This is a genomic window from Neoalteromonas arenosi, assembly GCF_030362855.1.
In the GTDB taxonomy this organism is placed as follows: Bacteria; Pseudomonadota; Gammaproteobacteria; order Enterobacterales; family Alteromonadaceae; genus Alteromonas_E; species Alteromonas_E arenosi.
In genome coordinates this window covers 192,051-216,515 of sequence record NZ_JAUCBP010000001.1, presented here as the reverse complement: position 1 = coordinate 216,515, position 24,465 = coordinate 192,051, and the positions used below count along the sequence as shown (strand labels likewise).

Annotated in this window: 25 protein-coding genes; 10 read left to right on the top strand and 15 right to left on the bottom strand. The window is 46.7% G+C overall.

Features of this window, described 5'->3' with window-relative positions; genetic code table 11:
• The first annotated feature begins 341 nt into the window (after nt 1–341).
• Together QTP81_RS00995 and QTP81_RS00990 are read left to right on the top strand one after the other, a co-directional pair.
• Nucleotides 342–680 (top strand): c-type cytochrome, encoded by a 339-nt coding sequence (locus tag QTP81_RS00995; RefSeq protein ID WP_289363373.1) that lies wholly within the window; start codon nt 342–344, stop codon nt 678–680.
• A gap of 76 nt (nt 681–756) precedes the next feature.
• Entirely contained in the window at nt 757–1,422 is a 666-nt protein-coding gene (locus QTP81_RS00990; RefSeq protein ID WP_289363090.1) for a glutathione S-transferase family protein, read from the top strand.
• Nucleotides 1,423–1,466: 44 nt separating this feature from the next.
• Here the strand turns inward: QTP81_RS00990 and recQ are convergent, their stop codons facing one another.
• Nucleotides 1,467–3,293, bottom strand: a complete 1,827-nt coding sequence (recQ, locus tag QTP81_RS00985; RefSeq protein WP_289363088.1) for a DNA helicase RecQ — start codon at nt 3,291–3,293, stop codon at nt 1,467–1,469.
• Between the two features lie 121 nt (nt 3,294–3,414).
• Between recQ and QTP81_RS00980 the strand changes: the two genes are divergently transcribed.
• Together QTP81_RS00980 and rarD are read left to right on the top strand one after the other, a co-directional pair.
• Nucleotides 3,415–4,752 carry a magnesium transporter gene (locus QTP81_RS00980; RefSeq protein WP_289363087.1) on the top strand — a complete coding sequence of 446 codons (1,338 nt, stop codon included), beginning with the start codon at nt 3,415–3,417 and terminating at the stop codon, nt 4,750–4,752.
• 56 nt (nt 4,753–4,808) lie between these two features.
• Nucleotides 4,809–5,720 carry an EamA family transporter RarD gene (rarD, locus tag QTP81_RS00975; RefSeq protein WP_289363085.1) on the top strand — a complete coding sequence of 304 codons (912 nt, stop codon included), beginning with the start codon at nt 4,809–4,811 and terminating at the stop codon, nt 5,718–5,720.
• On the opposite strand, the gene QTP81_RS00970 is transcribed toward rarD, so the two are convergent.
• Both QTP81_RS00970 and uvrD read right to left on the bottom strand, forming a co-directional pair.
• Nucleotides 5,717–6,967, bottom strand: a complete 1,251-nt coding sequence (locus QTP81_RS00970) for a GGDEF domain-containing response regulator (RefSeq protein ID WP_289363084.1) — start codon at nt 6,965–6,967, stop codon at nt 5,717–5,719. The two genes, rarD and QTP81_RS00970, sit on opposite strands and share 4 nt — an antisense overlap.
• Nucleotides 6,968–7,015: 48 nt before the next feature.
• Nucleotides 7,016–9,184 carry a DNA helicase II gene (gene uvrD, locus QTP81_RS00965; RefSeq protein ID WP_289363083.1) on the bottom strand — a complete coding sequence of 723 codons (2,169 nt, stop codon included), beginning with the start codon at nt 9,182–9,184 and terminating at the stop codon, nt 7,016–7,018.
• Nucleotides 9,185–9,403: 219 nt separating this feature from the next.
• On the opposite strand from uvrD, the gene cysE reads away from it, so the two are divergent.
• Nucleotides 9,404–10,207, top strand: coding sequence for a serine O-acetyltransferase (gene cysE, locus QTP81_RS00960; protein WP_289363082.1), 804 nt, complete (start codon nt 9,404–9,406; stop codon nt 10,205–10,207).
• A gap of 14 nt (nt 10,208–10,221) precedes the next feature.
• Here the strand turns inward: cysE and QTP81_RS00955 are convergent, their stop codons facing one another.
• From QTP81_RS00955 to QTP81_RS00920, 8 genes are read right to left on the bottom strand one after another with little or no spacing between them, the layout of a single operon-like run.
• Nucleotides 10,222–10,941, bottom strand: a complete 720-nt coding sequence (locus QTP81_RS00955; RefSeq protein ID WP_289363081.1) for an HAD-IA family hydrolase — start codon at nt 10,939–10,941, stop codon at nt 10,222–10,224.
• 8 nt (nt 10,942–10,949) lie between these two features.
• Complete coding sequence (gene xerC / locus QTP81_RS00950) at nt 10,950–11,843, bottom strand: tyrosine recombinase XerC (RefSeq protein WP_289363080.1); 894 nt, start codon at nt 11,841–11,843, stop codon at nt 10,950–10,952.
• 12 nt (nt 11,844–11,855) lie between these two features.
• Nucleotides 11,856–12,548: a DUF484 family protein gene (locus tag QTP81_RS00945; protein WP_289363079.1), complete on the bottom strand. Its 693-nt coding sequence runs from the start codon at nt 12,546–12,548 to the stop codon at nt 11,856–11,858.
• Entirely contained in the window at nt 12,545–13,375 is an 831-nt protein-coding gene (gene dapF, locus QTP81_RS00940; protein ID WP_289363078.1) for a diaminopimelate epimerase, read from the bottom strand. Before dapF ends, QTP81_RS00945 begins: the two co-directional genes overlap by 4 nt.
• A 35-nt stretch (nt 13,376–13,410) precedes the next feature.
• Nucleotides 13,411–14,661 carry a diaminopimelate decarboxylase gene (gene lysA, locus QTP81_RS00935; protein WP_289363077.1) on the bottom strand — a complete coding sequence of 417 codons (1,251 nt, stop codon included), beginning with the start codon at nt 14,659–14,661 and terminating at the stop codon, nt 13,411–13,413.
• The gene (lptM, locus tag QTP81_RS00930; protein WP_289363075.1) at nt 14,661–14,822 is read right to left on the bottom strand and encodes an LPS translocon maturation chaperone LptM; all 162 of its coding nucleotides are present in this window, start codon (nt 14,820–14,822) and stop codon (nt 14,661–14,663) included. The genes lysA and lptM overlap by 1 nt, the downstream gene beginning before the upstream one ends.
• 56 nt (nt 14,823–14,878) lie before the next feature.
• Nucleotides 14,879–15,949 carry an MJ1255/VC2487 family glycosyltransferase gene (locus QTP81_RS00925; RefSeq protein ID WP_289363074.1) on the bottom strand — a complete coding sequence of 357 codons (1,071 nt, stop codon included), beginning with the start codon at nt 15,947–15,949 and terminating at the stop codon, nt 14,879–14,881.
• 2 nt (nt 15,950–15,951) lie between these two features.
• On the bottom strand, nt 15,952–16,470 hold the full coding sequence (locus tag QTP81_RS00920) for a phosphatase PAP2 family protein (protein WP_289363072.1): 519 nt from the start codon (nt 16,468–16,470) through the stop codon (nt 15,952–15,954).
• A 168-nt stretch (nt 16,471–16,638) separates the two neighbouring features.
• Here QTP81_RS00920 and rraA point away from each other — a divergent pair, with 168 nt between their 5' ends.
• Nucleotides 16,639–17,124, top strand: coding sequence for a ribonuclease E activity regulator RraA (gene rraA, locus QTP81_RS00915; protein ID WP_289363372.1), 486 nt, complete (start codon nt 16,639–16,641; stop codon nt 17,122–17,124).
• A 53-nt stretch (nt 17,125–17,177) separates the two neighbouring features.
• Here the strand turns inward: rraA and QTP81_RS00910 are convergent, their stop codons facing one another.
• A complete protein-coding gene (locus tag QTP81_RS00910; RefSeq protein WP_289363071.1) occupies nt 17,178–17,819 on the bottom strand; it encodes a flavin prenyltransferase UbiX in 642 nt (213 codons plus the stop codon).
• Nucleotides 17,809–19,176 carry a UDP-N-acetylmuramate:L-alanyl-gamma-D-glutamyl-meso-diaminopimelate ligase gene (mpl, locus tag QTP81_RS00905; protein WP_289363069.1) on the bottom strand — a complete coding sequence of 456 codons (1,368 nt, stop codon included), beginning with the start codon at nt 19,174–19,176 and terminating at the stop codon, nt 17,809–17,811. Before mpl ends, QTP81_RS00910 begins: the two co-directional genes overlap by 11 nt.
• A gap of 217 nt (nt 19,177–19,393) precedes the next feature.
• On the opposite strand from mpl, the gene QTP81_RS00900 reads away from it, so the two are divergent.
• From QTP81_RS00900 to QTP81_RS00885, 4 genes are all read left to right on the top strand, one after another.
• Nucleotides 19,394–20,362, top strand: coding sequence for a class 1 fructose-bisphosphatase (locus QTP81_RS00900; protein WP_289363068.1), 969 nt, complete (start codon nt 19,394–19,396; stop codon nt 20,360–20,362).
• 98 nt (nt 20,363–20,460) lie between these two features.
• Nucleotides 20,461–20,994: an inorganic diphosphatase gene (gene ppa / locus QTP81_RS00895; protein ID WP_289363067.1), complete on the top strand. Its 534-nt coding sequence runs from the start codon at nt 20,461–20,463 to the stop codon at nt 20,992–20,994.
• A gap of 128 nt (nt 20,995–21,122) precedes the next feature.
• Nucleotides 21,123–21,575, top strand: coding sequence for a DUF3299 domain-containing protein (locus QTP81_RS00890; RefSeq protein ID WP_289363371.1), 453 nt, complete (start codon nt 21,123–21,125; stop codon nt 21,573–21,575).
• Between the two features lie 69 nt (nt 21,576–21,644).
• A complete protein-coding gene (locus QTP81_RS00885) occupies nt 21,645–23,264 on the top strand; it encodes a methyl-accepting chemotaxis protein (RefSeq protein WP_289363066.1) in 1,620 nt (539 codons plus the stop codon).
• Between the two features lie 61 nt (nt 23,265–23,325).
• Here the strand turns inward: QTP81_RS00885 and QTP81_RS00880 are convergent, their stop codons facing one another.
• Both QTP81_RS00880 and QTP81_RS00875 read right to left on the bottom strand, forming a co-directional pair.
• On the bottom strand, nt 23,326–24,051 hold the full coding sequence (locus QTP81_RS00880) for a 2OG-Fe(II) oxygenase (RefSeq protein ID WP_289363065.1): 726 nt from the start codon (nt 24,049–24,051) through the stop codon (nt 23,326–23,328).
• Nucleotides 24,048–24,449, bottom strand: coding sequence for an acyl-CoA thioesterase (locus QTP81_RS00875; protein WP_289363064.1), 402 nt, complete (start codon nt 24,447–24,449; stop codon nt 24,048–24,050). The genes QTP81_RS00880 and QTP81_RS00875 overlap by 4 nt, the downstream gene beginning before the upstream one ends.
• Nucleotides 24,450–24,465: the final 16 nt, after the last annotated feature.

Sequence of the window (24,465 nt, the reverse complement as noted above, 5' to 3'; positions counted from 1 at the left end):
TAACGCCTGATTTACTGCTAAAGCTTAGCGCAAATCCGGCTTCAATGCGCGTTGCGTTGCGAGAAATATTGAACCTTAATGTAGAATACTTTCGGATCAGTTTAAACCCCTGCAACCATCTGAAAATTATCAATAAAATCTAGGGCGATAAGAGATTTGAACTTTAATACGAATGGTTGCGATGGCCAGCTATTTAGCGTCATTAAGCGAACAGTATTCCAATCAGTCTCGACGTCTGATCAACGTGTGTGGTTTAGCGGCAAGTATTTTCAATTGGTGGATTTCGGTGTAGGTTATTCAACCAATAGCTGAAACTATCTTAACAAGGAGCATTTTCGATGATGCGGAAAAAAACCTTCACTGGCATTCACCTTGGGTTGACTTTGGCGTTAGTTAGCGCACTGACCACATCCCCCACACTGGCTGCAGGTAATGCTGAAGCCGGTAAAGCTCGCGCTACCGTCTGCGCTTCCTGTCACGGTCAGAATGGTATTTCATTTATTCCCAACTATCCAAATTTAGCGGGGCAGAAAGAGCAATACTTAGCTGAATCCTTGAAAGCCTACCGAGATGGTTTACGCAATCATATGGTGATGTCACCCCAGGCGAAAGGATTGAGCGACGAAGACATCGCCAATTTAGCTGCTTATTACTCCAGTCTTGACCCGAAGCCTGAGTAAGAATTATTTATGAGCGTAAACCAAATGCGAATTATTCGTGTATAGAAGGCATATGTAATTTAATTTTGGAACGCACATGCTGGTATTACATCATCTAAACAACTCAAGGTCGCAACGGATTCTGTGGTTACTCGAGGAGTTACAGGTAGATTACACGCTTAAGACCTATCAGCGCGACGCCAAAACTAATCTAGCTCCCGCACAACTGAAGCTCGTCCATCCTCTTGGTAGAAGCCCTGTAATTACTGACGGTGATGCGACCATTGCGGAATCCGGCGCGATAATTGAGTACATTATTACACAGTACGGAAATGGACGAGTTCTTGGCGAGCTCAGCGAAACTGAGAAACAAGAACAGTCATTCTGGTTGCACTTTGCTGAGGGGAGTTTTATGCCTCCGCTCGTAACGCGTATGGTGCTGGAGAAAGGTAAAGAGAAAGCGGCCCCTTTCTTCATCAAGTACATCATCGATAAGTTCGTCAACGCTGTAATGGATGCTTACTTCGGCCCCAATATCAAAGCTAATATAGAGTTTGTTGAACGCCATTTAGCCGATAGACAATGGTTCGTTGGCGAGTCATTGAGTGCTGCGGACTTTCAGATGAGTTTTCCGCTTGAGGCGATTGTGGCGAAACAAGGCAAGCAAGCGCCTCCAGCTATTCGCGCATTTGTTGAGCGAGTGCACGCACGTGAAGCCTATCAAAGGGGGCTAGAGAAAGGCGGTAAATACGACTACGCATAGCGTTTATATGAGTTCAGATGTGGTTTAGATAGCGAATTTAAATGTTAATCTGACAGCGTGGTCCGATCGAGATAATTACTGATGGCAGCTAAGAACGCATCGCCATACCGCTCTAATTTAGTAGCGCCAACGCCGCTCACCCTGAGAAATTCATTTTTAGTTGTCGGTAACTGCGCCGCCATGTCGGCTAATGACGCGTCACTGAAGACTACAAATGGCGGTACACCATCTTCGTCAGCAATGGATTTACGCAAGTGCTTCAAACGTGCAAATAATTGCTTATCGTAATCTTTAGCCTGGAACTTATCGACTTTCGTCGGTTTAACGCTCAAGCGTGGTATAGCCAATTTGCAGGGGGCTTCACCGCGTAATACGCCGCGCGCTGCCTCCGTGAGCTTTAAGCTCGCGTTATCAGTGATGTCAATGCGAATCAGTCCTTTATGGACGAGTTGATTGATAATGCTATGCCAATAAGTGTCAGTTTGCTCTTTGCCAATCCCATAGGTTGATAAGGCTTGGTGATTGTTTTCAACAATCCGTTTATGCGACTTTCCGCGGAGTACATCAATTAAATATTGCGCACCCACTGGTTGGGCTATGCGCAGAATACAGGATAACAACTTCTGCGCAGTTACTAAGCCATCGAAATGTCGTGGTGGGTCGAGACAGACATCGCAATTACCGCATTCGGTACCTGCATACTCAGAAAAATAATTCAGCAGTACTTGTCTACGGCAGGTTTGAGCCTCCGCAAATGCCTCCATTGCACTGAACTTTTGCAGTTCTATTGATTCACGCTCACTATTGCCCATAGCAATCCACTGGCGAATACGTGCACCGTCTTTTTCATCAAATAGCAGTAGCGCTTCTGACGGCATACCATCGCGTCCCGCTCGCCCAGTCTCTTGATAATACGCTTCGATACTTCGCGGTACATCGTGGTGAATAACAAAACGCACGTTACTCTTATTGATACCCATACCAAAAGCAACGGTGGCGACCACAATATCAATCGCATCGGTTTGAAATTGGCGCTGAACCCGTTGGCGCTCTTCTGTTTCCATGCCGGCGTGATAGCCTGCTGCTTTTAAACCATTGCGATGGAGTTTCTCACTTAACTCATCGACTTTACGTCGACTGTTGCAATAGATAATGCCACTGCCGTCTTGTTGCTTTAAATAGGCTAAGATTTGATCGAAAGGTTTATACTTTGGCAAAACGTTGTAGCGAATGTTGGGTCGGTCAAAGCTATTTTTCAAGACTAACGGTTCTTGTAAGCCTAATTGGAACTGAATATCGGCCTGTGTCGTATTATCTGCCGTGGCGGTAAGTGCTATTACCGGGACGCCAGGAAACAACGACTTCAGCTCCCCAAGTCGTCTGTACTCAGGGCGAAAATCGTGACCCCAATGTGACACGCAATGCGCTTCATCCACGGCAAAAGAGGCAATGGTTACCGATTGCAGCAGCCTTAAAAATCGGCCCTGTAAAAGTCGCTCGGGCGCCACATAGAGAATGTCTAGTTCACTACTGGTGACTTTGGCCAAGGTAGTTTGAATCGCTATGTCATCTAGGCTGCTATTGATAAAGGCGGCCTTAATACCGTTTTGCAATAGCTGTTCAACTTGGTCTTGCATCAGCGCAATCAACGGCGATACAACGATGGTTACACCGCTCGTTAGCAGCGCTGGAACTTGATAACACAAGGACTTGCCACCACCGGTAGGCATCAAGATTAAACTGTCTTTTCCCGCTAAGGTATTCTCAATAGCGGCTAATTGACCTGCGCGAAACTGTGGGTAGCCAAATACTTCTTCAAGAGCCGCTAAGGGCGTTGCATAAGTGGCAGGTTTGACTACAGGAGTTTGCATGCTAGTGATAAACTTGGCTCAGTTAGGGTTATTCTCTCAACGGCTAATGATACGCGTTTTATGCGTTGGCTTCACTGGCTAACTGGCACAAGTTTTCAACATTCTGTTGTAAGGATCAGCAATGAACGAACAATTACCTGAGTTAATTGACGAGTTAGTAAGCACCCCTGAAGACGCTTCGCAAATTGCCCGCTCTGCAAATATGCTGGAGCAGGAAGATGCAGATATAGCGCTTATTCTCGAATCGCTGCCGGTAGAGCAGCGGATAAGCACCTTTAGTGCCTTACCTCGCCACAGAATGCTCGATGTGTTGGTGGAGATGCGCTCTGATCCGCGCGAAATTTTGATCGACGCAACGCCGCAGGATCAGTGGGCAAGCATCTTTAGTGACATTGATGCTGAAGATTTATTGGAGTTGATGGACTCACTACCCAATCGACTCATCGACCGCGCGTATGAGGCTCTCGATTCACAGCAACAAGCCTACTTTGATGATGCACGCCAATTCCCGGTTGAGCAAATTGGTCACTGGCTCAATCACGACATGCTGGTTTTACCTCTCAATGCAAAGGTGCGAGAAGGATTGCGGTTGATCCGTAGGGGGGTGCCAAGCTACTGCGATACCATTTATTTATTGAATCGATCAGGCCAATTTGCCGAAGCGGTGAAACTCGCGCGTGTATTTAACGCTGCTGAGCACATTCCTTTGGTTGAACTTGCTGAGGAAGGACTTACCGTGCTCAAGGCCACCGACGAGAATGTCTCAGCGTCTTTGCTAGTGCAACGCTCGGGTTACACGTCGTTACCGGCAGTGGATGACAATAATAAGCTTGTAGGACGCTTGGATATTGGCGCTGCCTCAGAATTAATCAACGAAAATTATGAGCGTCAAGTGATGGCAACCGCCGGTATGGATGAAGATGAGGATTTATTCTCGCCGGTGGCCAAGAGTGCCAAAAATCGCGCACTTTGGTTGGGTATTAACTTGATCACGGCGTTTTTAGCCTCTTGGTTCATTGGCTTGTTTGAAGCCACATTGCAACAAGTTGTCGCGCTCGCTGTTTTAATGCCGGTAGTCGCGAGTATGGGAGGGATTGCTGGCAGTCAGACATTAACCCTGATCGTGCGCGGTCTAGCCCTAAGACAGGTTACGGCAGCAAACATGAAGGCACTTTTGACCAAAGAGTTCCAAGTGGGCGGTGTGAACGGCATTATCTGGGCAATTGTGATAGGTATAGTGGCTTACTTTTGGTTTGCGAACCCGGTCTTAGGCCTAGTTATCGCACTGGCAATATTGGCTAATATCGTTTGTGCGGCATGTGCTGGTGTATTCATTCCGGTTTTATTGGACAAATTAAAAATAGACCCAGCGTTATCGGGTTCAGTCATCTTGACTACCGTCACTGATATTGTGGGATTTGTCGCGTTTTTAGGCTTGGGTACACTTTTTTTACTGTGACCTTGGCATGAGTTGCCGTTACAATACGCGGCCTCAATTTTCGATGTGAAAAAGCCGTGACCGCTTCATTAGATCAACAAACACGTGCCGGAGTGTTATTCGCTATTGCAGCCTATAGCATGTGGGGCTTTGCGCCCATGTATTTTAAGTTGTTGGACTTTATGCCAGCAACGGAAATTTTGGTGCATCGCGTTGTTTGGTCAGCGATACTCCTTTTAATTCTCGTGGTTTTGCGCAATCAATGGCCGAAAATAAAAGCGGCAATTACCTCTCGCAACGTAATGCTTATTCTACTCGCCGCAGGCCTATTGTTAGCCGCAAATTGGTTATTGTTCATTTGGGCGGTTAATAATGATCAGTTACTGGAAGCCAGTTTGGGTTACTATATTAACCCACTGTTTAATATTCTTTTTGGCCGTTTGTTCTTGGCAGAACGTTTACGACCAATGCAAAAGGCTGCCGTAGTGTTAGCCATTACCGGTGTCGCGATTGCCATTGCGGGACTCGGATATCTGCCTTGGATTGCCTTAGTTTTGGCCATAAGCTTTTCGTTGTATGGCCTGCTGCGTAAAAAAGTCGCTGTCGATTCTATGCCCGGTTTATTTATTGAAACATCGATGATGTTGCCTGCTGCTGTGGTCTATTGGCTGGTGTTTGGCGGAGAGGGGAGCAATATGTTAACTAACGACACATATTCCAACACTTTACTCCTGCTAGCGGGGGTAATTACCACTGCACCACTGTTGTGTTTTACTGCGGCAGCGCGCCGGATCCAGTATTCGACCCTTGGGTTTTTCCAGTATATCGGTCCGAGTATTATGTTTTTGTTGGCGGTATTTTACTATCAAGAGCCGTTGGATGTTGCCCGCTTGATCACCTTCGGTTTTGTGTGGACGGGACTGGTGATTTTTTGCCTAGATTCACTGCGTAATTATCGGCAGCAACAACGAGCCGCTAAGGTCGGTTAGCTCACGTTGTGGTCGTGAACGATGCGGTTGCGACCATCTGATTTGGCTTGATAGAGCAACGAATCAGCAGTTGCCAGCATGGCCTCTAAATTTTTCCTACCAATAGTCGTTACACCAATACTGGTGGTCACTTTCAACACTTGTTGTTGAAATTTGATGTTGCGGCTCTGAATGGATTCCCGCAATTGTTCCAGCCGTTCAATCGCTTCGATGGGGTTAATATCGGGCAGATAGATACAGAATTCCTCGCCGCCAAATCGCGACACGTAAACGTCTGAAAATTGACTAGCTAGGATCTTAGCGACGTCTTTAAGCACCTTGTCACCAGCATCATGGCCATAGGTATCATTGATTTTTTTAAAGTGGTCGAGATCGATAAGCGCAATGACTTGATGGTTCGGTTGATTGCGCGTGACGTGATTTACCGAATAGAAAAAGTGGCGGCGATTGGGTAAACCGGTGAGATAATCAGAATTGGCAGCGCGGCGAATAGCTTCAACGTTCTCAATATATTCGACATTTTGATTGATCCGCACCAAAAACTCTTCTTGGCAAAAAGGTTTGTGTAAGAAGTCATTAGCCCCACTTTTCAAAAAGCGCGCTGATAACAGTGAACTATTGCCTGCAGATACGCCAATGATCGCCAGCCGTTCTTTGGTCATAGATTTACGTAGCTCGGCAACAAACTCGGTACCGTTCATATCAGGCATATGGTAATCAGTTACAACTAACTGAATATTCGGACGCTCGTGTAAAATGGCTAAACCTTGCTGGGCCGAATCCGCTTCAAAAGTTTGAAAGTTGTGTAGCCGTAATAACGATGCCATTGAAGCGCGGCCAACCCGCGAGTCGTCAACGACCAATACACCAATATCTTTATTTTTATCGAGTCTTGCCAGCAGTCGGCTCAAATAATCATAAACCTGGGCATTTTCTTTGGGGATGTAGTCGACAACGTCTTTACTCAGTATGTGCTCTCGAGTGTCATCATCCAGGCGACCGGTAACGACAATGGTCGGGATAAAGCTTTCGATTGTGAAATCAATGGCCTCACCGTTAGGCGCATCGGGCAAGTTGTAATCGACTACTGCACATAGATATTCTTCCGGATTTGAATGACCGAACATGTGACGGGCAGCCGTCAAAGAGGAAGCACATACTGGAATTAACAACGCTTGCTGCACCAACTTGGTGATCAGCTTCATGCTAGTAGAACTGTCTTCAATCACCAGTACTTTTTTTTGCATGTGCGCGCAGCCTTTTATACCTCGAGTCCTGAAACTATAACAAGCAAATTAGAGTTTGGATAATTTTGCGTAATTAAGCATCAGCCACTTAGTGCCAACGTCGTCAAAGTTCACTTGGATGCGGGCCTGAGCACCTGAGCCTTCGCAGTTCAATACGGTACCGTCACCGAATTTGCCATGCATAACGCGGTCTCCCAGTCCAAAGCCACTCTCTTCGAACGTTTCAACCGTAGTTTGCTGACTGAAGCGGTTGTGTACTGGTCTGGAAATGGTGGTGCGCAAGCGCACTTCTTCAACACAGTCTTTGGGCATTTCTTTGATAAAGCGCGATTGCGTATGAAATTTGTCTTGTCCATAAACTCGGCGAGATTCAGCATAGGTAACATACAGTTTTTGCATAGCGCGGGTCATACCTACGTAGCAGAGGCGACGTTCTTCCTCCAAGCGGCCGGGCTCTTCATGGCTTTGCTGACTCGGAAACATGCCCTCTTCAACGCCGGCAAGAAAAACCATCGGGTACTCTAAACCCTTGGCGGTATGGATAGTCATCATCTGCACCGCGTCCTGGTGAGCATCCGCTTGTGCCTCGCCCGCCTCCAACGATGCGTGAGCGAGAAATGCGTCCAGCATCGTCATATTTTCAACATCATCTGGCATTTCAAATTCTTTACAGGCGGATACTAGTTCCTCTAAGTTTTCGATCCGTGACTGTGCTTTTTCTCCCTTTTCAGCCTGGTACATTGCCAATAGGCCTGAGCGCTTGATCACCGTATCTGCTTGTTGATCTAATGGCAGGTCGGTGATGGCTTGCTTGAGTGACAAGATAAGATCGATAAAGCCTTGTAGGGCTGTCGCTGCACGTCCAGATAAGCGCTTGTCAGCTAGCATAATTAATGCAGTTTGCCACAGCGACTGTTCAATTGTGCGGGCGTGCTCGCGCACTTGTGCTAACGTACGTTCACCAATACCGCGAGTAGGTGTATTAACTACACGCTCAAAGGCTGCATCATCTAAGGGTTGATTGATCATGCGTAGATAGCCCAAAGCGTCTTTGATCTCCTGCCGCTCGAAAAAGCGCAGACCACCATATATGCGATACGCCAGCGACTGATGCAGCAAGGCCTCTTCTAATACCCGAGACTGAGCATTATTGCGATATAAAATCGCGCAGTCGCTTAACGCATTGCCATAATCACTCCAACGCTTAATCTGCGAGACAATAAAGCGGGCTTCGTCGAGTTCGTTAAAGCCGGCGTATATAGATATCTTTTCGCCCTCTTCGCCTTCAGTCCAAAGCTCTTTGCCCAAGCGACCGTGGTTGTGATCAATAACGGCGTTGGCGGCTTTAAGGATATTGCCGGTTGAGCGATAGTTTTGCTCAAGGCGAATCGTTTCGGCAGCGGGGAAATCGCGTAAGAAATACTGGATATTATTGACGTTCGCTCCGCGCCAGCCATAGATGGATTGATCGTCATCGCCGACGATCATCATATTGTTGTCACCACCGGCTAATAACCGCAGCCAGGCATACTGAATATTGTTGGTATCTTGAAACTCATCGACCAGAATTGCGCGAAAACGCTTTTGATAGTGAGCTAACAACGTCGGGTGATTGAGCCACAGTTCGTGAGCGCGCAGTAATAATTCAGCAAAGTCCACAAGGCCGGCACGATCACAAGTTTGCTGATATACCTCATAAATTTCGCGCATCTTTATCTGTGTTGGGTCGTTGTGAGTTTCGATATGCTGTGGCCGCAATCCCTCGTCTTTATTGCCGTTGATAAACCACTGGATCTGTTTTGGCGGGTAGTGCTTTTCATCTAAATTCATACTTTTAAGCACACGCCGAATAAGCCGATACTGGTCGTCCGAGTCGAGAATTTGAAAGCTTTGTGGCAAACGCGCTTCGTCGTAGTGACTGCGTAACAGTCGGTGCGCCAAACCATGGAATGTACCAATCCACATAGTATGTAAGGATTGTTGCATTAAGCTTTCGATGCGACCGCGCATCTCACGTGCCGCTTTGTTGGTAAAGGTTACGGCCAAAATGCTGTGCGAAGCGATCCTCTCGACTTCCATTAACCAAGCAATGCGGTGCACCAACACGCGTGTTTTACCACTGCCCGCTCCTGCCAACACCAGCATATCAGAGGGTTTAGCGGCTACTGCATCGCGTTGTTTATCATTGAGATCATCGAGTAATCGAGAGACGTCCATACTTACCGTACTTGTTACTTCTGGAAGCGCGAGTATAGCAGTTTATCTGTGAATTTATACAGCACTGAGTCTTGCAACCCGCTATACATCGCAATAAACGGCCGATTGATAACAACGATGCTGACACTCAATGAAAGTTTACTATTCTTAGTTCGGTTTATTGAATTATTAATCTTCATCCCAACTAAACGAAGTATTGCGGCGCAAGGAATACTCACTATGCATGCATTCGAAAGTAAAACACAGTCGTTTTGGCTAGACCTAAAACAGCAAGCACATAAAACGGCTCAACAAGAACCGTTACTGGCGAGCTATGTGCACGCTTGTATTCTTGCTCACCATAACTTTGAAAGTTCATTGAGTTTTATTTTATCCAATAAGCTCGCCGACAACGTGATGCCAGCCTTAGCCATTCGCGAAGTATTTGAGCAGGCCTATTTACTGCAGCCGCATATTGCCGAAGCTGCGACCACTGATATCCTCGCAATTGTTAATCGCGACCCAGCGGTCAGCACCTTTTTACCGGTGCTCATGTACTTCAAAGGCTTTCAATCTATACAGGTACATCGACTCGCTCATTACCTGTGGCTACAGGGGCGGACTGATCTCGCGTTGTTTTTACAAAGTCGCAATTCGGAGGTATTTGGCGTTGACATCCATCCAGCTGCAACCATTGGTAAAGGCGTAATGTTTGACCACGCGACCGGTATTGTTATTGGCGAAACTGCCGTGGTTGAAGACAACGTTTCGATCCTGCAAAACGTTACGCTGGGTGGAACTGGGAATCAATCGGGCGACCGCCACCCGAAAATCCGCGAGGGTGTGATGGTTGGCTCCGGCGCAAAGATATTAGGCAATATTGAAGTAGGGCACGGCTCTAAGGTTGGCGCTGGCAGTGTTGTACTCGACAACGTGCCTGCTGGGGTAACGGTGGTTGGTGTACCAGCTAAAGTCGTTGGTAAGCCCGACTGTTGTATGCCTTGCGACTCTATGCAGCAGAACGTCCTAGCAGATAAAGAATAGCTATTCTTTATCTGCTAACCGACTAACTTAAGTAAGTCATTGAGTGCACATAACTGCACAGTAGGTAGTATACGACAAGGCTCGTTGCGCAAGTTCATCTCGCGATTACACGCAAACCAAGCGCTTTGCATACCGACTTGGTGTGCGGCCCATACGTCCTTGACGAGGTGATCGCCAACGTGAAGTACCCGCTCAGCAGGTAACCCCAACTCTACTAATGCACGATCAAACATCACGGGAGAAGGCTTCATGGGGGCGTGAATATTGGCTTGATAACACGCACTAAATAAATGTCCAATACCGACTTGCTGCAAATCCACATTGCCATTAGTTATAGCTACAATTGGCATGTGTTTAACCAGTTCTGATAATAAAGAATATACATTCTCATTAATGCTAAAGTCACTTCTTGCCTGATAGAACACTTGATAGCCAGACTCTGCAAGCTGTTCGCATTGCTCTGCGCTATAGCCCGCCAGTTCGCCTAAACGTCTCAACACAGCTTTGCGTAAACGTGTCATATCTGAACTCAAGCGGGGGTCTTGTCGAATCGCGGCTTTTCTACATGGGTTCCATTGGGACGGAACTAACGCTGCAATCGCTGGGTGCTCAGTAGTGATATAGTCTTGTAATTTGGCGGTTGCGCGACGAATGATCGGACCGTTGTCATACAGGGTGTCATCTAAGTCGAACGTAATCGCTTGTGGCCTTTGCAGCTGACGGAAAACGAGCATATTTAACCTTACTTTTTCTTAGCGCGCGGGTGAGCCTTATCATAAACCGATGCTAAATGCTGAAAATCTAAGTGTGTATACACTTGAGTCGTCGACAAATTAGCGTGCCCCAATAGCTCTTGCACTGCGCGTAAATCTCCACTGGATTCTAATACGTGCGTAGCAAAGGAATGGCGCAGTTTATGTGGGCTGACTGAGCTATCTAAACCTCGAGCAATAGCCATTTGCTTAAGGCGATTGGCAACTTGACGGTTGGATATACGCCGATTTTGTTTACTGATGAACAGGGCGTTATCTGTACTTGTAGCGAAAGTACTACGGATTTTTAACCACGCGTGCAATGCTTCAAGGGCCTTCTCGCCGATCGGTAACAGACGTTGTTTATTGCCTTTACCCGTTACTCGAAGCGTGGCATCAGGCTGAATGTCTTCGAGCTGGATGTTGGTTAGCTCGGCTAACCGTAAGCCACAGCCATACAGCAACTCAAACATGGCTTCGTCGCGGCAAGTGATAGCGGGGTCTTGCTCGGGAGCGCTCTGAGAATCAAGCAACTGCTGGGCTTCATCGACACTTAAGTGCTTCGGTAAAGGCTTGCCTTGTTTCGGTGCGCTAACACCAACGCAAGGGTCGTGTTCAATTTCTCCCCTGTCGCGCAGATATTTGCAGAATGTCCGCAGCGCTGAAAGACGTGTCGCACTGCTTCGCGCACTCAAACCTTGTTGTCGCGCGATCATTAGTGCGCGTTTAACATGTTGCTGAGTGAGTTGCTGAGGCTCTTCGACGCCGCAATCCGCAAAGAGTTGGGTTAACTGTCGGGTGTAATTACTGCAAGTATGCGGTGAAAGTCCGCGCTCTGCACGCAGGAATTGAATAAATCGCTCAATCCATGTCGTGATTGACATGCCATTCACACATTAATAACTGACTAAATCAGGCAGTAGAATGTTGAGGAATTGCTGAAGTTGGGTAAGTAGCAAAGTATCCATATCAGGATTGAAATGCCCAGGATCATTGCTGCCAACAGCGAGTATTCCTAAATCATTTTCTTCGCCTAACCGCACTAAAACAGCGGATTCAGCAGGTTGCTCGTCGAATAATAACTGTTTTTCATGGGCGCTTAAGCGTCCGAAATAAAACATTTTGTTTTTGAAATGCTTTTCAACAAACAAGCGCTGGTGGATTTCCGACATCGCAAAGGGGCCTGAAAATGGCTTAATCGACACTGCAGAAAGCTTCAGTTGTTGTAGCATAACTTGCTCAAGCGTATTTTGAATGTCGGCGAAATCTTTGCACTGCCAAAGGCGAATGTTGAGATCCACATAAACGCGGTAGATACGCTCATTTTGTTTGGCAATAGCAATAAGTTGGTGGATTTTTCGGCTTAGCTGACGGACTTTGTTACGGAGTATCTCGCTCTGTTTCTCAACCAGTGACACACTGCCGTGTTGCTCGTGAGGAATGACCAGTTTTTCCAGCAGTTCCGGGTAGTGCGCAAAGAATTCTGGGTTGTTTAGCAAATAGGCGCGCACGTCTTCGGCGCGCACCGCAGCATCGTCAGGAGCGATGGTAGCGATTGCGTTGTCAGCGGTTTGCGTTGCATCTTTCATAGTTGCAACTGCCCATCAAAAATGTGTTCAGCAGGCCCTGTCATTTTTATCACGTTATCCTTACCTTGCCAGCGAATTTTTAAGCTGCCACCGGGCAGTTCAACTTTCACTTCTTTGCCTAATTTACCTTGAATTTGTCCTATTGCAACTGCTGCGCATGCACCGCTGCCACATGCGAGTGTTTCGCCGGCACCACGTTCAAATACGCGTAGCTTAATATGCGTGGGATTGAGCACTTGCATAAAGCCGACATTAACACCCGCGGGAAAGCGCTCGTGCCGCTCCAGCAAAGGGCCGATAGTTTCCACATCAGCCGCTTCGATATCGTCTACTTCCATCACGCAGTGAGGATTGCCCATGGAAACGGCACCACAAAACAGTGTGTGCTCTTGGGCCCGAATAATGTACGTTTTCTCTTCTTTCTGCGCGGTTAATGGAATTTCACTTGGGGTGAAGTTTGGCCGTCCCATATTCACTGTTACGTTTCCGTCGCGCTCTAGATACAACACCATTTTGCCAGCCTTGGTGCTGACCACTATTTTGTTACGATTGGTTAAACCTTTGAGTTTTACAAACCGCGCAAAACAGCGCGCACCATTACCACATTGAGAGACTTCGGAGCCGTCGGCGTTAAAAATTCGGTAGTGAAAATCTTGGTCGGGATCGTAAGGAGGCTCGACCATTAACAATTGGTCGAAGCCAATACCAAAGTTGCGATCTGCTAGCTTTTGAATCTTTTCTTTCGACAAAAACACGTTCTGTGAGACGTTGTCGATGACGACAAAATCGTTCCCTAAACCGTGCATTTTTGAGAAGTCTACTAGCATTATTAGCGCATTATTTTTGTATTTATAGCTATAGTTTACGAAATCTTGTGCTCACCTTTCCAGAGATCTTTTTGTTTTTCTCGTTCACGTACTACATGGGCTTGATTTTCATCGACTAAAATCTCGGCTGGACGGCAGCGACTGTTGTAGTTTGACGCCATAACAAAACCGTATGCTCCGGCACTGCGAACGGCTAATAAATCGCCTTCGCTGATCGCTAGTTTGCGATCTTTACCCAAGAAGTCACCGGTTTCACAAACTGGGCCGACGATATCGTATACCGTTGGCGTAGCGTTAGATTTTTGTTTCAGAGGGATAATTTCTTGCCAAGCAGAGTACAAAGCGGGGCGCAATAAATCATTCATCGCCGCATCAACAATAGCGAAATTCTTTTCTTCACCCGCCTTTATGAATTCGACTTTGGTCACTAATATGCCTGCGTTACCGCTAATCGCGCGGCCGGGTTCCAAAATCAACATTAAGTCTTCGCGGCCTTGCATTTGTTCGGCCATCGCTTGGGCATATGCGTCGGGTAGAGGTGGTTGCTCATCTTTATAGCGCACGCCTAAGCCACCACCCACATCGAGGTGCTTGATGTGTATATTCTTATCGGCTAACTGGTCAATTAATGTTAGGAGTCGTTTCAGTGCATCTACAAATGGCGATAGCTCAGTTAGTTGTGAGCCAATGTGACAATCCATTCCCACAACGTGCAGATTGGGTAACGAAGCCGCCAATTCGTATGTCGCCAGAGCCCTATCGCTAGCAATACCAAACTTGTTGGCCTTTAGGCCGGTAGAAATGTACGGGTGAGTCTTGGCATCAACATCTGGGTTTATGCGCAGCGAAATATTGGCGACCTTGCCACAACGTACAGCAACGTCACTGATACGCTGTAACTCTGACTCAGACTCCACATTGAAGCACAAAATATTACATGCTAGCGCATATTCAATTTCTTCGGCCGTTTTACCCACGCCACTAAATACAACCTTTTTGGGGTCACCGCCAGCTTCGATAACACGCGCCAACTCGCCCGCTGAGACTATGTCGAAACCCGAGCCAAGTTTGGCTAGTACGCTCAAGACTCCCAAGTTAGAGTTAGCTTTCACTGCGTAACAAATAAGGTGAGGGTGATTGCCAACAGCGCTATCAAAGGCGCGCCAGTGCCGCTCTAACGTTTTTCGCGAATAGATATAAAGTGGCGTACCGTACTCAGCAGCAATCTCTTGAACAGCAACATCTTCCGCATACAAAATACCGTCTTCATAATTGAAATAATCCATTATTTCTCCTCTTGCTGAGCATCGGTTTGCTCTGAATCAGGAGTTTCTTGCTCGGTGTTTTGCGGTGGATCTTGCGGTAAATATAGTGGGCCTCGATAGCCGCAGGCAGAAAGAAACACACAAGTTGCTGCGGCAAGAGCCAAATAACGAGATTTTTTCAAGGCAGATGACGTCCAAAGGTACTAACGGAGAATCCCGCTATCATCGCATTGACGGTTTAAATTGCAAGCTTCATGAGCTGCTGGCGAGTGCGATCCGGGAACTTAACCTGGCGCCATAGTTGTTGACATACCTGCTCAGTTTGATCCCAATTTTTTTGTATCAGCCAATCAATCAAGATATCCGGATTATTTGGAAAAGTGATAGGCTCTAGATTTTCTGCGTTAAGCCACTCTTCGACACTGTCCGTGTCGAGGATGTACATAGTGTCGCAGAGATTAAGATCGCGCAGTGTTTGGGCATTTGAAAGCTGTTCGAATTGCCCATTTAAAGGCTTGAGTAACAACTTTTTGCCCAATCGCAAGGCTTCACTGGACAATTCAAAACCGGCGTTTGCTATCACCCCAGAGGTATTGACCAGCGCTTGCTTGAAGGCTTTCTGTGAAGTTGGATGCCATTCAACATGCTGTCGTTTGTGGGTTCGCTGTACGTCTGGATGAAAACACACAAACGGTTGCTCGCTGATTGGCTCAAGCATGGCTTGTACGTCTTCAATGGACTCAAATGGCAAATAAACCAGTACTTTATCAGCAGTCGGATTGTCAATGGGTTGCTCAACAATGAATGGCGGTAAAATGGCTTTGCCAAAGTGAAACCAATGTACACCCAGCTGAATATCCGTTGGGGCAAAAAAGCGCATAATGATGTTGTCGATAAAACTTGCACCGGCCTTGGGCGCTCCGAGACTGAATGCAGCTTGATGGCTAATCGATAGCGATGGTATACCTTGTCGTTTGGCTGCCCATGCAGTTAGTGGCTCGAAGTCATTGATAACCAGATCGTACTGACGTAGGTCTAACGCGTTTAAGTCGCGATAAAACTGTCGATATTGCTGGGACTTTACGGTTTGCCATTTGGCCACTTGGCCGCGTTTACAGACAAAACTCAAACCGCTATAGGTTTGATAGGCGCCAAAGCATTCCATATCGAAATATTTCTTTGCGGCTCGGCCGGAGAAAAAATAATCGACTTGCACGTCGTCGCGTTGATTAAATGCGTGGGCCATTGCCCGTGCGCGCGTGATGTGTCCGTTGCCGGTGCCTTGTACACCGTAGGCAATTTTGAGCATAGTTAAACCATGATATATAAACTTAACAACCCAATGGTTGTGCCCAGCGCCGCACCAGCGAGGATATCGCCAGGATAATGTACGCCCAGCAAAATGCGCGATAAACCAATCAAGCCAGCCCAGGTATAGGCTAAAATTGCCATCGACGGGTAAAAATACGCCACTATCACAGCCATTAAAAAGGCCGCAGCAGTGTGCCCAGAAGGCAAACTAAATTTATCTGCCGGTTGAATATGCGCATTAAAGTTGCTGAACAAATCCGCAGGTCTTGGTCGCTTAAAAAGGCGTTTTAAAACAATAAACAACGGTAGCTCAAGTGCATATGCTAGCAGGCCAACGTAACTGAATAACTGGCCATGCACGGGGTCTAGCCACCACAACAGCGCTGCAATAAGAAGATAACAAGCGCCGTCACCGGTGCGTGAAATCCACAAAATTGGTCGACAATCACGGTGTTTCGATTTGTTGAACAAATACTGAAACACTACTTTATCGATGTACTGCAATGTAGCTAAGCGCATAGTGCTGATCCTTTGCCACCTCTATGCTGCGCAGAATAATCAACACCAGTGACACATTTGTTACACTTTGAAGAAGTGTTTATGACAACTACCGGCTGCGGACTGGTACTTTTCATTACGCCAGTGCTAGACTGGAACTTGAACAGCTATCCTCTAACCGGATTTAACATGGACTACAACACTTCAGAACTTTGCGATTTATTCGCAGATAGCGTGGATGTACTTGAACCTATTTTTATCAGCTATGGCGGCAGGCCTTCGTTTGGTGGCGAAGTCACCACGGTAAAGTGCTACGAAGATCGCGGCTTAATCGAGCGGGTAGTTGCTGAAAGTGGTGAGGGTAAGGTGCTATTGATCGATGGTGGTGGTTCTCTGCGCCGCGCACTGATTGACGCCAATATTGCGCAAATCGCTACAGACAACCAGTGGGAGGGGATTATTTGCTTTGGCAGCGTGCGTGAAGTAGATGTTCTGGAAGACTTAGATATTGGTATCGTCGCTGTTGGTAGCATTCCGGTGCTTGCCGACGATGAACAAATTGGTGATGTTGATATTGCGGTTAATTTCGCTGGCGTCACGTTCTTGCCTGAAGATCATATCTACGCTGATAGCACTGGAATCATCCTGTCACCTGAACCGTTAGATGTGGACTAGTCCTGGTTCGCAGGGCTTTGGGAGGTTAAGAACAGTTGTTCTTAATTGAGATGCTACTTTTGCCTATAGCCCCAGCGATTAACCAGACCTTGCTCGATACCTAGGTGATCAAGGATTCGGGCCACTACAAAATCAACCAAATCGTCGATAGTCTTAGGCTGATGATAAAACCCTGGCGCTGCGGGCATTATAGTCACGCCGAGTTTGCTTAAGGTCAGCATATTCTCTAAATGAATGGTTGATAACGGCATTTCGCGGGGTACTAAAATTAGTTGCCCACGCTCTTTGATGGTGACGTCGGCCGCACGTTCAATTAAATTATCGCATCCACCTCTAGCAACTGCAGACAATGTGCCGGTAGAGCACGGGCAAATCACCATTTGTTTGGGCGCCGATGAGCCACTAGCGACCGGCGAAAACCAATCTTCTTTACCACATAAGACTATCTGTTCTTGTTTGGCATTAAAGCGCTCAATAAACCAATTTGCTGCAGGTTCTTTACCGCTAGGGATTTGCACACCTTCTTCAGTCGCGAAGACTACCTTGGCGGCCGATGAGATCATCAAAAACACTTGATAATCAGCCGCGACTAATTGGGCCAATAGCCGCAGTGCATAGGGCGCTCCCGAAGCGCCGGTTATGGCAAGTGAAATTTGTTTTGGCCAAGGCTGATCAAGCATATGCTTATCCGTCATTAGAATGTCCTAATTGAGTTAGAATTTTGCCGTGGATGCCGGCAAAGCCACCATTACTCATCACAAGTATATGCTGTGGCTCAGAAACTTGTCTCTGAGTACGCATTAGACTCTTAAGCAGTTCATCGGTGCAATTAAACACGTGTACGGGATTATTGCTGTGCTGGACAACTTCATCCATAGACCAGTCGACAGTATCGGGCATGTAAACGAATACTTCATCGGCTGCGGCCCACGAGTGGGCAAGCAAATCTTTGTGGACGCCCATTTTCATCGTGTTAGAACGCGGTTCTAGGACCGCTAGAATGCGTTCTTTCCCAACGTTATTGCGCAAACCATCCAGGGTGGTTTGAATGGCAGTGGGATGGTGGGCAAAGTCATCGTATACGGCGGTGTTAGCAACCTTCCCTTTTAGTTCCATGCGACGTTTGACGTTTTTGAAGCTGGCGAGTGCGGAAATTGCATCATCGATTTGGACACCCGCATGATGAGCGGCGGCAATAGCCATCATGGCATTGTTGACATTATGCAGGCCAATCAACGTCCATTTTACGGTGCCAACTGTCTGCTGCTGATGAATAACATCAAAGGCGCTGCCGTCATTATTGATTAATTTATATTGCCAATCGTTGCCCAGACTTTGCTGTTCACACCAGCAACCTTGCTCAAGCATTGCCATTAAATTTTCATCCGCAGCTGGATAAACCGCCATACCATTGCCCGGTACCATGCGCATCAAGTGATGGAATTGCCGTTGAATGGCTGCAAGGTCGGGAAAAATATCAGCGTGATCAAACTCTAGGTTATTAAGAACAAGCGTTCTTGGTCGATAATGAACAAACTTCGAACGCTTGTCAAAGAATGCTGAGTCGTATTCATCTGCTTCAATGACAAAAAATGGGCTGGCACCAACGCGAGCCGAAACGCCAAAATTTTCTGGTACACCGCCGATCAGAAAACCGGGCTCTAAACCGGTAGCCTCTAAGATCCATGCAACCATACTGCTGGTGGTGGTCTTGCCGTGAGTGCCGGCAATCGCCAATACCCAACGATCTTTCAATAAGTTTTCTAATAACCATTGCGGTCCACTGGTGTAAGGAATATTGCGATTGAGCACGTATTCGACCGCAGGATTTCCACGCGACATTGCATTGCCGACAATCACAATGTCGGGTAGCGGTTCAAATTGCTTCGTGTCGTAGCCTTCAGTGAGGCTTATGCCGAGGTCGGTAAGTTGCGTTGACATTGGCGGATAAACATTCTTATCCGAGCCTGTGACTGTATGGCCAAGTGATTTGGCAATTGCGGCTATACCACCCATAAAACTGCCGCAAATACCGAGAATGTGTACGTGCATATTTGTGTTGTTGTTATTTTAGTTAATGAGAACTGTACCAGATGCGTTGCTTCTGGCGAATAACCGATTTCACTCTTGTGCGATCAAAGGTTACAATCAGCAGGCTTAATCGAACAATAATAAAGCATTAATAAGCAAAAGTTGTCGCGGGCTAATGGATGCTCGGTGACAACGACTAATATAAACCCTACACAATTTAACAAGGCATGTTGTCAGAATGAAACGACTTAACTCGCAATTGCAAAAAGATGGTGCTCCCCTTGAACTGATATTACTAATCCGAACGCTACTCGCAGGCTGTAAAGAAATTTCTTTCCGTGTTAGCCAAGGCGCCCTGGCTGGCGTTTTGGGCTCTACCTTGAGTGAGAATGTACAAGGTGAAACGCAAAAGAAACTCGATGTTATTTCTAACCAGATCCTGAAAGATACATTACGCGAATCGGGTTATGTGAAGGCCATTTCATCTGAAGAAGAGGACGAGGTAGTACCTTGCAATCCAGAAGGCAAGTACTTAGTCAGTTTCGATCCACTCGATGGCTCATCGAATACAGAAATTAATAGTTTGATTGGGACTATTTTTTCTATCACTCACGCACCGCAATGGATGGAGCCAGATGATCCTTCGGCATTCTTACAACCCGGTACGCAAATGGTTGCTGCGGGTTACGTACTATATGGCCCTTCAACCATGTTAGCGATGACAACGGGGCGTGGCACGCATTTGTATACCTTGGACAAAACTCATGGTGGTTTTTTGGTGACTCAAGCCAATGTCAAAGTGCCGGAAGATACATCAGAATTTGCTATTAACACGTCTAACCAACGTCACTGGGAAGAGCCGATTCAGCGCTATGTTGCTGACTTAATTGCAGGTTCAGAAGGACCGCGGAAGAAGGATTACAACATGCGTTGGGTAGCGGCAATGGTGGGCGATATTCACCGTGTCTTGTGTCGCGGAGGCATCTTTGCTTACCCGTTCGACAAGCGCAATCCTGCCAAGCCCGGAAAATTGCGTTTGCTGTATGAAGCAAACCCAATGGCGTTTTTGATGGAACAAGCCGGTGGTTTGGCTGATACAGGTGCAGGTCGCATCATGGAAGTGATGCCCAGCGAGATTCATCAGCGCGTGCCCACATTATTGGGCTCGAAGAATGAAATCGAGGCTTGTTTAAGCTATTACGAGTAAATGAAGCGAAAAAGCGCACGACGATAGTCGTATGTGGATTCAATTTTGTATGCAATTCCGTATAATCGGCGCATATTTTATTAAGAAAGGATAAACCGATGAGCTTGAACGCTATTCCAGCAGGCAAGAAAGTCCCTGATGAAGTTAACGTAATTATTGAGATCCCTGCTCACGCAGATCCCGTTAAGTACGAAGTAGACAAAGATACAGGTGCGCTTTTTGTCGATCGCTTCATGGCAACGTGCATGCACTACCCAACCAACTACGGCTATGTACCGAACACACTGTCTGACGATGGTGATCCGGTCGATGTCTTGGTCATTACTCCGTTTCCATTACTTTCGGGTTCGGTAATCCCAGTGCGTCCAATTGGCGTACTCAAAATGACTGATGAGTCGGGCGAAGACGCTAAGGTGCTTGCCGTTCCGGTAGATAAGCTATCGACGATTTACCGTGACGTTCACAAGATTGAGGATGTTCAGCCATTGTTGTTAAAGCAAATTGAACACTTCTTTGCGCACTACAAAGATCTAGAGCCAAACAAGTGGGTTAAAATTGATGGTTGGTATGGTCCAGAAGCAGCGAAAGAAGAAATCACGTCTAGCGTTGCGCGTTATGAAGCCACTGAGTAGGACTTAAGTCCATCTATCGAAGAGCCCACACTGTTGGGCTCTTTTTGTTTGTAGTGCGAGGTTCTTAAGTGGCACACTAAGGCTAACTATGAGAGGTAAATACGTTGCGATTTAAAATTCCATTTTTCATTTTGGGCCTACTGTTTTTTACAACTGCAATAAGCGCCGAAGAGTACAAAGAAGTCTGGTGGGAAGATTTGATGCCCGAAGGCTTTGAGATCCCAACCGCACCACCGGTTAATCACCTTGGCAATATGAGCCAAGCATTACCTAATGCTCCGGTAGTTGGAGAGTTAAACGGCCAGTCGGTAAAAATCCCAGGCTTTGTAGTACCGCTTGAAGGTACTGCGGAAATGACCACAGAGTTCTTACTGGTACCCTACTTCGGCGCCTGTGTGCATGTACCTCCGCCGCCTTCAAATCAAATTGTTTATGTAAAATTTACTGAAGGAGTGCCGATAGATAACCTATACGACGCCGTTTGGGTGTCTGGCGTATTGTCGACCGAAGGTTGGAGCGGCGATATCGCTTCAGTAGGCTACACTTTATCTGGCGCATCAGTAACGCCATTTGACGGTTAACAAACGCAGAAAATTTAGCCTATACTGGAATTGCCGTTACTGAATCGGCATAAGAATAATAGGGTGTCTATGAATTTTTTATCTCGTATGTCTATTGCACAGAAGCTGTATTTGATACCAGCCATTGGTTCAATTCTGTTTATTATCTACTTAGCGCTCACTTACAGCGTTGCCAGTGGCAACGTAGTGGCGCTTGAAGATGCCAAAGAAGTGCAGTTTCCTGCCTTGCGTGCTTCTGATGCCGCACTAGTGAATATGGAAAAGGTTAAGGAAACGCTCAGCGCCGCAGTGACTACAGGTGATGAAGACACTCTGGGGCGGGCTGAGGAACTAGCGGCTCTAACCCAGCAAAATTTAACCGAGATTGGTGATGTTGATCCAGCCCTGCGCACCGAAGCCTCTGCTATTTTAGACGGCTTTAATAATTACTACGCGACAGCATTCGCGGTTAGCGAATCGATGGTCAACGGTACCGCAGATTTTTCAAAGTTAGCTGAGCAATCTGCTCGCATGAACGGTGCCTTTGATGATGCTAAAGCGCGATTAGAACGTTTTAGTGATGACCGTCTAGCGGCGTTTCAAAGTGCAATTAAAAGTAGTAATGAAGAAGCTAACTCACTGATTTACATCGGTGTGTTTATGGGCGTCATTACTGTAGTGCTGTTATTCGCTATTTCGTTGCCTATCGTAACATCCTTGCGCAGTAGCATTATTGACGTGGTTAAATCACTCAAAGATATCGCCCAAGAAGACGGCGACTTAACGGTCCGCATCGAAACCAAAAACAAAGATGAAATTGGCGATTTGGTGCATTGGTTTAACCAATTTGTGGCTAAGTTGCAAAACGTTGTGCGTGAAATTTGTGAATCGTCAATGCCATTAGCGGAGCTGGCGAGAAACCTCAACCAAGTATCGGACCAAACCCAAACCACCATTTCAGCACAACAACGATCAGCTGCAGATGCTAAAACTGCGGTAGACAATATGACAGTGAGCGTAAACTCTGTAGCAAGCAGTGCCGCAGAAGCTGCAGGTGCTGCAAGTGATGCCTCTAACGCTGCTAGCGATGGCCAGCGCGTCGTTGATTCTACTGTGAACAGCATTCAAACCTTGGCGAACAGTGTAGAAGAGACAGCCGAAGTTATTCGTAAACTTGAAGATGACTCAAATCAAGTGGGCGTGATTTTGGATGTCATCAAAGGTATTGCTGAGCAAACTAACTTGCTGGCCTTGAACGCTGCAATTGAGGCAGCACGAGCAGGCGAACAAGGTCGTGGGTTCGCGGTTGTTGCTGATGAAGTAAGAACGCTTGCGTCACGGACGCAGAAATCGACTGAAGAGATTCAAGCCACTATCGAGCAACTGCAAACTGCAGCCCGTTCTGCGGTCACGGTAATGGGCAAAGGCACCGAGCAAGCATCGGTAAGTGTTGAAGAAGCCAATAAAGCCGGTCAGAGCTTGGCCGTGATCAATGAAACTATTGCTAAGATCACACAGATGAATGACCTGATTGCAAACTCAACGGGTGAGCAGCAAGCCGTGGCAGATAGCATCAGTTCAAATGTTGATGAAATCAACAACCGCACTCATGATACAGCTAGAAGCTCGAGTCAGTTAGGTGAGGTAAGTGAAGATCTAGAACGCTTGTCAAAAGAATTCATCCGCATCATGGGACAGTTTAAATACTAGTGTTCAAGCGCATAAAAAAGCCTGCATTATGCAGGCTTTTTTTATGCTCTTTTTCGCGCAGTTATTGACCGCTGGTATAGATGTTTTCCGCGCGATTAAACAGCATCCAAGACGTTAAAATATATTTGTCGTTGGAAATTGGCATACATCCTCTGTGAGTATGGGTAAATGAGGTCGGCGCAATCACCATCCGGCCCGCTTTAGGAGCGATAGACTTATTTTGATAGACAAAGTCAGTCGTGCCACCTTCTTCCACATCATTTAAGTAATACATAAACAATAATGTGCGGTGCAGAGCCTCGTTGTGGTCGATTTGCGGATACACTTCGGAGTGCCAGTAAGGATAACCACCATCACCCGCTTTATAATGCTGCGCGTTAACTTCGCCAATTCGGAACAAGTAGTTCAACAGATTGCGTAAGTTTGGTCGGCCGACTTCGGCATAATTGTCATCCGTTAGACGGATGGGTTGCTTGGTTTCTGGGTGTGCCACGGTTAAACCAATAGGACCGATCAGGGCAAAGTGATATTTGTCGATATACTTGAGCAGATTTTCACCGGTAATTTGCAGGACTTGTTGAAATAAGGGGGCAAATTCAGGCTGTTGGCTAAACGAAACGTCAGTACTTTTTTTGCGCTCAGGATCGACACCACCACCCGTTCTTCCAGGTGTCTTATTAGGGCTTTTATCAAACGCCTCAATGATTTGATTGCATAGCTCGAGTGGCAGAGCATCATCAATTACTTCAATAAAATCTTGGCCGATAGCTGGGTTTTGATCTGTCATTTATCCGCTTCCTTGAGATGGGCTTCTAGTTGTTGTTTTAATTCGCCTTCGATTGCTTTTGAGCCTTGTGACACATAGTCAAAGTGCACCATGGTAGTAGTGCCTGATGCACAGCACGCGTCGCGTTGCCAAACTTCTTGATAGACATCGAATGAGCTCTTACCAATGCGGCTGATCCAAGTTTTTATAGTTACCGGGTGGCCGTAATAGAGTTGTTTGAGAAAATCGACTTTATAACTGGCTAAAATCAGTGGCCAGTTATCTAGGTCTAATTCCTGTGTAAACATTCGAAATATCGGTTCGCGAGCGGTTTCAAACCAACCAACAACAACCGTATTACTGACATGTTTAAGGGCGTCGGTTTCGTAAAACCGGACGTTAAATTGTTCGCTTAGCATAAATTTATTCGTTCCT

Bases quoted from the DNA above. Each gene is read 5' to 3' on its own strand.
- QTP81_RS00995 (WP_289363373.1), top strand. From the start codon at position 342: ATGCGGAAAAAAACCTTCACTGGCATTCACCTTGGGTTGACTTTGGCG.
- QTP81_RS00990 (WP_289363090.1), top strand. From the start codon at position 757: ATGCTGGTATTACATCATCTAAACAACTCAAGGTCGCAACGGATTCTG.
- recQ (WP_289363088.1), bottom strand. From the start codon at position 3,293: ATGCAAACTCCTGTAGTCAAACCTGCCACTTATGCAACGCCCTTAGCG.
- QTP81_RS00980 (WP_289363087.1), top strand. From the start codon at position 3,415: ATGAACGAACAATTACCTGAGTTAATTGACGAGTTAGTAAGCACCCCT.
- QTP81_RS00970 (WP_289363084.1), bottom strand. From the start codon at position 6,967: ATGCAAAAAAAAGTACTGGTGATTGAAGACAGTTCTACTAGCATGAAG.
- uvrD (WP_289363083.1), bottom strand. From the start codon at position 9,184: ATGGACGTCTCTCGATTACTCGATGATCTCAATGATAAACAACGCGAT.
- cysE (WP_289363082.1), top strand. From the start codon at position 9,404: ATGCATGCATTCGAAAGTAAAACACAGTCGTTTTGGCTAGACCTAAAA.
- QTP81_RS00955 (WP_289363081.1), bottom strand. From the start codon at position 10,941: ATGCTCGTTTTCCGTCAGCTGCAAAGGCCACAAGCGATTACGTTCGAC.
- xerC (WP_289363080.1), bottom strand. From the start codon at position 11,843: ATGTCAATCACGACATGGATTGAGCGATTTATTCAATTCCTGCGTGCA.
- QTP81_RS00945 (WP_289363079.1), bottom strand. From the start codon at position 12,548: ATGAAAGATGCAACGCAAACCGCTGACAACGCAATCGCTACCATCGCT.
- dapF (WP_289363078.1), bottom strand. From the start codon at position 13,375: ATGCTAGTAGACTTCTCAAAAATGCACGGTTTAGGGAACGATTTTGTC.
- lysA (WP_289363077.1), bottom strand. From the start codon at position 14,661: ATGGATTATTTCAATTATGAAGACGGTATTTTGTATGCGGAAGATGTT.
- QTP81_RS00925 (WP_289363074.1), bottom strand. From the start codon at position 15,949: ATGCTCAAAATTGCCTACGGTGTACAAGGCACCGGCAACGGACACATC.
- QTP81_RS00920 (WP_289363072.1), bottom strand. From the start codon at position 16,470: ATGCGCTTAGCTACATTGCAGTACATCGATAAAGTAGTGTTTCAGTAT.
- rraA (WP_289363372.1), top strand. From the start codon at position 16,639: ATGGACTACAACACTTCAGAACTTTGCGATTTATTCGCAGATAGCGTG.
- QTP81_RS00910 (WP_289363071.1), bottom strand. From the start codon at position 17,819: ATGACGGATAAGCATATGCTTGATCAGCCTTGGCCAAAACAAATTTCA.
- mpl (WP_289363069.1), bottom strand. From the start codon at position 19,176: ATGCACGTACACATTCTCGGTATTTGCGGCAGTTTTATGGGTGGTATA.
- QTP81_RS00900 (WP_289363068.1), top strand. From the start codon at position 19,394: ATGAAACGACTTAACTCGCAATTGCAAAAAGATGGTGCTCCCCTTGAA.
- ppa (WP_289363067.1), top strand. From the start codon at position 20,461: ATGAGCTTGAACGCTATTCCAGCAGGCAAGAAAGTCCCTGATGAAGTT.
- QTP81_RS00885 (WP_289363066.1), top strand. From the start codon at position 21,645: ATGAATTTTTTATCTCGTATGTCTATTGCACAGAAGCTGTATTTGATA.
- QTP81_RS00880 (WP_289363065.1), bottom strand. From the start codon at position 24,051: ATGACAGATCAAAACCCAGCTATCGGCCAAGATTTTATTGAAGTAATT.
- QTP81_RS00875 (WP_289363064.1), bottom strand. From the start codon at position 24,449: ATGCTAAGCGAACAATTTAACGTCCGGTTTTACGAAACCGACGCCCTT.